The sequence below is a fragment of the Nitrosomonas sp. genome (assembly GCF_043753625.1).
Lineage (GTDB): Bacteria > Pseudomonadota > Gammaproteobacteria > Burkholderiales > Nitrosomonadaceae > Nitrosomonas.
This window is the reverse complement of the sequence record NZ_JAYUWI010000018.1, coordinates 49,111-58,258: the sequence shown is the minus strand read 5'-3', so window position 1 is coordinate 58,258 and position 9,148 is coordinate 49,111. Positions and strand designations below refer to the sequence as shown.

At 50.1% G+C, this 9,148-nt stretch carries 5 protein-coding genes; 4 read left to right on the top strand and 1 reads right to left on the bottom strand.

Annotation, left to right across the window (positions count from 1 at the left end):
- Window positions 1-123 precede the first annotated feature (123 nt).
- A complete protein-coding gene (locus tag ACH10T_RS01595) occupies window positions 124-849 on the bottom strand; it encodes an RNA methyltransferase (protein ID WP_394807588.1) in 726 nt (241 codons plus the stop codon).
- A 255-nt stretch (window positions 850-1,104) separates the two neighbouring features.
- Between ACH10T_RS01595 and ACH10T_RS01590 the strand changes: the two genes are divergently transcribed.
- From ACH10T_RS01590 to argJ, 4 genes are all read left to right on the top strand, one after another.
- A complete protein-coding gene (locus ACH10T_RS01590; RefSeq protein ID WP_394807587.1) occupies window positions 1,105-4,191 on the top strand; it encodes a site-specific DNA-methyltransferase in 3,087 nt (1,028 codons plus the stop codon).
- The gene (locus ACH10T_RS01585) at window positions 4,191-7,040 is read left to right on the top strand and encodes a BPTD_3080 family restriction endonuclease (protein WP_394807586.1); all 2,850 of its coding nucleotides are present in this window, start codon (window positions 4,191-4,193) and stop codon (window positions 7,038-7,040) included. The genes ACH10T_RS01590 and ACH10T_RS01585 overlap by 1 nt, the downstream gene beginning before the upstream one ends.
- A gap of 262 nt (window positions 7,041-7,302) precedes the next feature.
- Window positions 7,303-7,506: a cold-shock protein gene (locus ACH10T_RS01580; protein WP_013964589.1), complete on the top strand. Its 204-nt coding sequence runs from the start codon at window positions 7,303-7,305 to the stop codon at window positions 7,504-7,506.
- Window positions 7,507-7,916: 410 nt separating this feature from the next.
- Complete coding sequence (argJ, locus tag ACH10T_RS01575) at window positions 7,917-9,143, top strand: bifunctional glutamate N-acetyltransferase/amino-acid acetyltransferase ArgJ (RefSeq protein ID WP_394807585.1); 1,227 nt, start codon at window positions 7,917-7,919, stop codon at window positions 9,141-9,143.
- The last annotated feature ends 5 nt before the right edge of the window (window positions 9,144-9,148 follow it).

Below are 9,148 nucleotides of genomic sequence, written 5' to 3'. Positions count from 1 at the left end.
GTCCCTCCACCCCAGCTCCTTCCAGTCTCTCAAGAAGGAGCCAGAAACACCATACAAGCTTGTCGAACCATGAATGTAATCAACTTAATCAGAGATTCCTTAAGTGCCAAAGAGTCCTGGACGCTACCAGCGCTTACCCAATGCCGTCAGAATACCGCGCAGAATCTGTACTTCCTCTTTCTCCAGCCGTGCCCGTGCGAACAAACGGCGGATGCGCTGCATCAACAGCTTGGGTTTTTGCGGGTCAAGAAAATTGCTGGCAATCATCGCCTGTTCAAGATGCGCATAAAATAATTCCAGATCATTAAAACTGACCGGTGATCCAATCAAGGGAGAAGCTTCATCATTCTCTGTCATCGCCATGCGCAGTTCGTAAGCCATCACTTGCACAGCGCTCGCTAAGTTCAGTGAACTGAATTCCGGGTTAGCGGGAATATAAATAATTATCTGGCATTTATTCACTTCCGCGGTAGTCAGTCCGGATGTTTCTGCGCCAAACAGCAATGCGACTGGCTGTTGTCGCGCATAACGCAATAATTCCCGTGCACCTTCCCGAGCATTGTAAACATCATGCGAAAGATCGCGTGTCCGCGCCGTCATTGCTGCAACCATCACGGTGTTTTCCAGCGCTTCATCCAATTCGGTGCAAACCTTAATTTTATCCAGGATATCGCGCGCACTCACAGCACGCGCATCCGCCTCTCGATCCGGAAAAAGCCGGGGATTGATCAGATACAGCGTGCTCAATCCCATCGTTTTCATCGCCCGCGCAGCCGCGCCGATATTGCCGGGGTGGCTGGTGTGGCTGAGAACGATGCGAACATTATCAAGCGGACAAGGAGCATTCATAGTGAGTGGATTTTATTGATGTGGAAAGTATGACTTAATGGATCAACCAATAGCGTGTCAGACTGCCAGCATCAAGAATTTGACAGAATTTCACCCAACAGCCTGATTCTATCAGAAGAAAGAAAACAATGATGTGATGCCCAAATGCTTTGATGCAATGCGTTTATTCACTGGTAGAATTGATCCATCATTAGTAACTTGTTGTTATAAAGTGGCGACCAGGCACAATCTCACCTTAGGAAGTTGAACTCAATCATGGCAGCAAACGAAGACAAGACAGCAGTGAACGGTTCAAACCAAAAGCCACAGCAGGAGACCCTGCTCGATGATGAATTCTCACTCGAGTTGCAAGAAGCATCGCCAGAAGCCGTGACACCGAGAAAATCATCCTCCAGAAAGCCTGTGCCCGATCATAAGAAAGGCAAAAATCAGTCTTCCGAAGTGCTCAGTTACCGCCATGACGATAAGCGCACCAACAATCCGCATGTCGGCATGGTCGATACGCATTCGGACGGCGTGGAAGGAAAAACCGCCTGGCAATACGACCCGCATATCGATCCGGCGCTGAATTTCGATAGCAGCCGCTCAACGATTGAAACCTTGATCGATGATGCCCTCGCGTCCGGTGACAAAGACCGGATGCAAGCGGCGCTGGAACAGCTCAAGCGCATGCAGTCGCCGTATTTGAACTGGAGCGGCAAGGCCGAACGCACCAGTTTTTCAGTGGACACTGTGTCACTGCATGTGCACGAACGCATTGATCCGGCGACGATTCTGGCGGCGGTGCAGAAAAAGCTCAAAGACGGCAAAGGAAAATCTAGCGCTGCGATTCAGCCGGATTTATTCCATGCGCCGTTTGAAAACCTGCCGCTGCGCGAAGCCATCGATTTTTACAAACACGACCGCGACTGGGCGAACCGGCTGATCGCCGGGGATTCGTTGCTGGTGATGAACTCGTTGCTCCAAAAAGAAGGCATGGCCGGGCAAGTGCAAATGATCTACCTCGACCCGCCTTACGGCATCAAATACGGCTCCAATTTCCAGCCTTTCGTTAACAAACGCGACGTGAAAGACCGCAGCGATGAAGACCTGACGCAGGAACCGGAAATGATCAAAGCGTTCCGTGATACCTGGGAATTGGGCATTCATTCGTACCTGACTTATTTGCGCGACCGGCTATTGCTGGCGAAGGAACTGTTGCACGAGTCAGGGAGCGTGTTTGTGCAGATTTCGGATGAGAATTTGCATCATGTCCGTGAACTGATGGATGAAATATTTGGACAGAATAATTTTGTAAAGATCCTTGTGATTCAGAAGACCGGCGGTTTAGCGCAGTCACTTATTCCTGGTACATCAGATTTCATAGTTTGGTATGCGCGAAACATTTCGAGAGTCAAATATCGTCAGATCTATTTCGACAAAGTAGAAGGAAAGGAATCCGGTTATCGATTTCTCGATTTCCATGGAAATCGTCGTCCAATGACATCAGGCGAAAGATCAGGGTTGGTGTCGATACCTCATGGCGGTCGGGTCTTTCAACCAACATCCTTGGAGTCTGCTAACCCGAGATCCACGTATTCTTTTCTTGGAACTAAGTATGATATGCGCTGGAAGACAACAAATCCGGTCGGGTTAGATCGTTTGAAATGCGCGGGAAGACTACAGTCAACAACTAATTCTTTGCGATATGTCCGATTCCTTGATGATTTTCCCGTCATTCCTATTACGAATGTGTGGACCGACACTGGCTCAGGAAGCTTTTTGGAACCAAACATCTATGTCGTTCAAACAACTACAAAGGTGACCGAACGTTGTCTTCTTATGACCACCGACCCCGGCGACTTGGTGCTTGATCCAACCTGCGGTTCCGGCACCACCGCATTCGTTGCCGAGAAATGGGGTCGCCGCTGGATTACCACCGATACTTCGCGAGTGGCCGTGACACTCGCCAAACAGCGCTTGATGACTGCGAGTTATGATTATTTTGAACTCAAGTATCCGCACGAAGGATTGAGGAGCGGCTTCATCTACAAAACCGTGCCGCATGTCACGCTAAAGTCCATCGCCAACAATCCGGAGATCGACGAGATTTATGCACGGATGCATCCGGGGATTGAAAACGCATTGGCGGCGTTGAATAGGAGCCTTTCGGATTCAGCGTCATTCCCGCGCAGGCGGGAATCCAGTGATGCAACAAAAACCTTGGATTCCCGCCTGCGCGGGAATGACGATTCAGTAGGTCAAAGCAGGAATGATGATGGCTTGAAAGAATGGGAAGTGCCATTCGATTTTCCCGTCGATTGGCCAGAAGCCGCAAAAAAACCATTCGACGCCTTCCATGCGGCGCGTCAGGCGATGCAGAAGCAAATGGATGCATCGATCGCCGCGCATGCGGGGCAGGAAATTCTGTATGACCAGCCGGCGGTATCCAAAAGCAAATTGCGCATTACCGGCCCGTTTACCGTGGAAGCGGTGCCGTTTGCCACGGTGCTGGGGCTGGATGAAGCCGAGCAACCCAAGGAAGCGGATATCGCCGTGGCGCGATCGGGTGCGACCTGGCGGCAAAGCCAATGGCGCGACGAATTGCTGAAAGCGGGCATCCGCGGCAAAGGCGGGCAGAAAATTCAGTTGCTGGATCTGGTGCCACTGCCCGGTGCGAAATATATACACGCTATCGGCACGGTGGCCGACACCGGCGACAAGGTGGCGGTGAGTTTTGGGCCGGAGCATGCGGCTCTGGAACAACGGCAGGTGGAAATTGCGATGCGCGAAGCGGGCGAGCTGTTTCCATTACCGAAGATGCTGGTGTTTTGTGCGTTTACCTTCGATCCGGAAGCTGCCAAGGACATCGATACGATCAAAGGCATTACCGCGCTGAGAGTGCAGATGAATACCGATTTGCTGACGGAAGACCTGAAGAAAGGGCGCGCCAGCAACGAGTCGTTCTGGCTGATGGGGCAGCCGGATGTGATCGTCAAACAGATCAAAGCCGGGTGCTATCAGGTGGAAGTGCGCGGTTTTGATTATTTTGATACCAAAACCGGCGAACTGAAGTCCGGCGGCAAAAAAAATATCGCGATGTGGGCGCTGGATACCGATTACGACAACCGCTCGTTGTTTCCGCGCCAGGTATTTTTTCCGATGGCCGGAAGTGGTGATGGCTGGAACAAGCTGCGCAAGGATATTCGCGCCGAGCTCAACGAAGAGTTGCTGGAGCAATTTCACGGCACGGTGTCGTTGCCGTTTGAAGCCGGGGAGAACGAATGCATTGCGGTGAAAATCGTTGATGACCGCGGCATCGAATCGCTCAAAGTGATTAATCTGGATCGGATGTCCGTTTGATGCCTGATAAGAACCCATCTTCGCTGATTATCAATTCGCCGTACGATAAACCTGCCCGTTATTGGGATCAGGACGAAAACGGTAAGTTATTAACAGTCACGCCAGGCCGGCGGCCCGCGGCGTATGAGTTGTTTGACACACGCACCAATACGCGGCGTGTCGAAAAGCTGGATCTGGTCAATGCCATTCGCGAACGCGTGGATGCATGGCGTGATGCCGGTTGGCCCGGCGTGACCAGTGTTACCCGGCAATTATTGGAACATTGGCGTGAGCGTGGCGAATGGGATAGTGAGGGAAAATGCTGGATTGGCGGGCCAAGGCAATATCCTTTTTACTTTTGTCAGTTGGAAGCGATCGAATCGCTGATTTGGTGGCTGGAAGCGCCGCAAGATCATAAACAAGGCATTTTCTTACAAGGCGACGGCGGGCCGTGGGAGCGCATTTGTAGCAAAATGGCCACGGGGTCGGGCAAGACGCCGCTGATGGCGTTGATTATCACCTGGCAAACTTTGAATGCACTGCATTACCCCAAAGATACGCGTTTTTCCAGGGTGGTGTTCATCGTGGCGCCGGGGCTGACGGTAAAAAGCCGCTTGCAGGTGTTATACCCCGGTGACGAAAAGAATGTCTATGATGAGTTCCGCCTGTGTCCGAACGAGGCGATGCGGCAAAAGCTCAATCAAGTCGAATTATTGATTGAAAACTGGCATACCTTGATGCCGCTGAAAGAGCAGGATCGATCCGTGGTCAAAAAGGGTAAGGAAAGCGATGAAGCCTTTGCCCGCCGCGTATTGGGCAAGCTAGCGGCGTGCAAGGATCTGGTGGTGATCAATGATGAAGCGCATCATGCTTACCGCCAGCGCGCGGAAATGAAAGTCAGCAAGAAAGAAGCGGAAGAATTGGGCATTGATCTGGATGAGGCGACGCGCTGGATTGAGGGATTGGATCGCATTCATAAAACCCGGCGCATCCGCCGCTGTTTTGATTTGTCGGCGACGCCATTTGCGCCCACGGGTAAGACGAATACCGAAGCGGGATTGTTTGCATGGGTGATTTCCGATTTTGGCTTGAATGATGCGATTGAAGCGGGTTTGGTCAAAACGCCGCGCATTGTCGTGCGTGATGACGCGATGCCAAATGCGAAAAGTTATCGCAGCAAGCTTTATCATTTGTACCGCGAAGAAGAAGTCAGAGAGGATTTAAACCGTAAAGCCAATGTCACCGACCCGTTGCCGGATTTGGTGCAAAAAGCCTACGCCATCCTGGCGTATGATTGGCAACTGACGGCGCAGGAATGGAGCAAGAGCGGGCATGAAATTCCGCCGGTTTTATTAACGGTTTGCAACCGGACTGAGACGGCAGCGCGTATTGAAAAATTTTTCAACAGCGGCGATTGCCTGATTAAGGGCACTCAGGCACCGGATCAAACGTTGCGGGTGGATTCCAGGGTGCTGGAAAAAGCTGAGCGCGGGGAGTCTGTCACCAAAGATAAAGACTATGATCAGCGCTTGACGGAGATTATCGAAGCAGCCAGTTTGCCCTCGGATAAAACGGAAGATTTGCTGGCATTGAAGCAACAGGAACAACTGCGCGCTTTGGTGGATACGGTCGGCAAACGCGGCCAGCCCGGTCAGAAACTGCATAATGTGATTTCGGTTGCCATGCTCTCCGAGGGATGGGATGCCGCGAATGTGACGCATATTATGGGGCTGCGTGCATTTACCAGTCAGTTGCTGTGTGAACAAGTGATCGGGCGGGGTTTGCGGCGTGTGGCACATGATATGGATGAGCAGGGATTGTTTTTGCCGGAATACGTCAATATTTTTGGCGTGCCGCTGTCGATCTTTCAGGATGTAGGGGAAGAAGGGGAACCGCCGCCACCGCCTAAACCGAGTGTGCGCATACAGGTCGAACCAGGCCGTAATCACCTTGAGATTCGATGGCCCAATATTCAGCGCGTTGATACCGTGCTGAAGCAGGAATTGGTTATGGATTGGGAGAATGTTCAGCCATTGACACTTGATCCGATGAATACGCCGCTCAATGCGGAAGTGGCGCCGTCACTCACCGGGTTTGCAAATCTATCGATGGCATCCGAAATTGATCTGGAAAAAGCCGTGGATGATTTTAGGCTGCAAAACCTTATTTTCCGTGCTGCCAGAAAGCTGTATTTACAAAGTGCGGATAGCTTCGGCGGCGACAAGCAATTCCTTGCAGTGCAACTGATTCGTATCGTCGAAGCGTTTCTTGACAGTGACAAACTGGATATTCCCAGCCTTTGGCATCAAGATCCGATACGCAAGCAGATATTGTTTGCGCTGAATATGGATACGGTGGTCGCGCATGTGAGCCGGTTTGTCAGCGCGCAAAATACCGAGAAACTTGAGGCGATATTTGATGAATTGAATCCCATCGGCTCCACAGCGCGGATGCGTTCCTGGTTGATCACACGGCCTTGTCTCGCCACTGAGAAGTCACAGATTAGCCATGTGGTTTATGACAGCGCATGGGAAAAAGTCGTGGCAGATCTTTGTGAGAAAGTACCTCAAGTGACTGCATGGGCAAAGAATGATCACCTCGATTTCATAGTACGCTATCTGTGGCGTGGCTCTTCGCGTAATTTTGTGCCGGATTATTTAATTCGCCTGAATAACGGTAAAACGCTGGTTCTTGAAGTGAAAGGTGTCGATAGCGAACAAAACCGGGCGAAACGCGCTGCGATGGAAACTTGGATTAAAGCCGTCAATGAACAAGGCGGTTTTGGGCATTGGTGCTTTGATGTGGTGTTTGAACCTGCAAGAACCCGGGATGTATTGGTGAGGCATGCGGGGATCGAATCAGCTATTTAAAGCGGTTTGATACATACTAGTCAATTTATCATTTTAGATCATCTAATCAACCTACTAGATTCATCTTTAACTGGAAAATTGTGATGAACATACTGCTATTATAAATAAATACTTGAACTTTCTCAGGAAACGTGTATCTTACCTATGTCTTTTGGATTCAAGTTATTAAATTGTGATGCTTTTGGTTGACCATTTTTCCTTGATATTCGATGGCTACTATGGATTACCATAGACGTAAATTTTTAATTATTAAGGAAATAACATGGCAACAGGTATTGTAAAATGGTTTAATGACGCTAAAGGTTTTGGTTTTATTACTCCGGACAACGGTGGGGAAGATTTATTTGCACACTTCTCTGCAATCAATAGCAATGGTTTCAAATCATTGCGTGAAGCTCAACGCGTTACCTTTGATGTAACAACAGGACCGAAAGGTAAACAAGCTTCAAATATTGTGCCTGAATAAATTAGAGTATCAATTACAAAAAACCCCGGTTATCCGGGGTTTTTTGTTGGTAAATCAGATAGTCGCGCGTTTTTTATATTTCTTAAGCTTTTATACTTTCTCTTGCATCCTCGATTAGTACTGAATTCACTAAAAAGATCTACACCAGGGTAACCCAATCAGTGCGAATCTTGGACAGAACATCTTCAATACAAATCTCTTGAACTCACCATCCGCATTTTCACGCTTCTCCAATGGAATGAGCTTTTCGAGCAGCAATTGATACAAAGCATCATGAACCAGCGAGCCTCGCATGATATTTTTTGTATCAAAAGGAGGCCCACTGGTGCCATCTCAAGCGTAATTTCTGGGAAATCCTGCTTGAGATACGGTAGCATAGCGTCATTTTCAAAATGATCTGATTATCTACTATGCCAGTTAATATTTCCCTTTTACTTCCCGAAAATTTATTGCCCGTTGCGGGCGTAGCCCTTGGTATTGCTGAAGCCGGTGTCAAAAAGGCGAACCGCAAGGATTTGCTGGTGATGGTGCTGGATGAAGGCGCCAAAGTGGCCGGGGTGTTTACGCAGAATCGCTTTTGTGCTGCGCCGGTGATGGTGGCGAAGCAGCATTTAGCGCAATCAGTCATTCGTGCTTTGGTGGTGAATACTGGGAACGCCAATGCCGGCACTGGCGAAGCGGGGATTCAACATGCTCTGGCAACTTGTTCTGAATTAGCGAGATTAGTGGATTGCACGACTCAGCAGGTATTGCCATTCTCGACGGGCGTGATTATGGAACCGTTGCCGGTAGATAGAATTATCAAAGGTTTACCTGCAGCCGTGGCCAATTGCAAGACGGATAACTGGTTTTCCGCGGCACAGGCGATCATGACGACGGATATCGTGCCGAAGGCGGCATCAAAGCAGATACAAATTGACGGAAAAACGGTAACGGTGACCGGCATCGCTAAGGGTTCCGGCATGATCCGTCCGAATATGGCGACGATGCTGGGGTATGTGGCGACCGATGCGGCCATCAGTCAGGCGTTACTACAAGAATTGGTCAGGTACGCGGCGGATCATTCGTTTAATCGCATTACAGTGGACGGCGATACGTCGACTAACGATGCGTTCATTGTCGTGGCAACCGGAAAAGCCGGGAATGTGGAGATTACCCAGCAAGACAGCAGCGAATTCGCTCAATTGCAGCAAGCCGTGACCGCGATTGCCGCCGACCTGGCGAAAATGATCGTGCGTGACGGCGAAGGCGCGACCAAGTTTATTACCGTACAAATCGAAGCGGGCAAGGATGCAGAAGAATGCGCCAAAGTGGCGTATGCGATTGCGCACTCGCCGCTGGTTAAAACCGCGTTTTTCGCCTCCGATCCTAACCTGGGCAGGATTCTCGCGGCAATCGGCTATGCCGGTGTCGGCGATTTGAATGTCGATATCATTCAGCTTTATCTCGATGATGTGCTGGTGGCGGAGAAAGGCGGGCGGGCAGCCCATTATCAAGAAGCGGATGGACAACGCGTGATGAATCAATCTGAAATCACCATCCGTGTCGTGCTCAATCGTGGTACCGCATCGACTACGGTGTGGACCTGCGATTTTTCCTATGACTACGTTAAGATTAATGCGAGTTATCGCAGCTAAGCCAA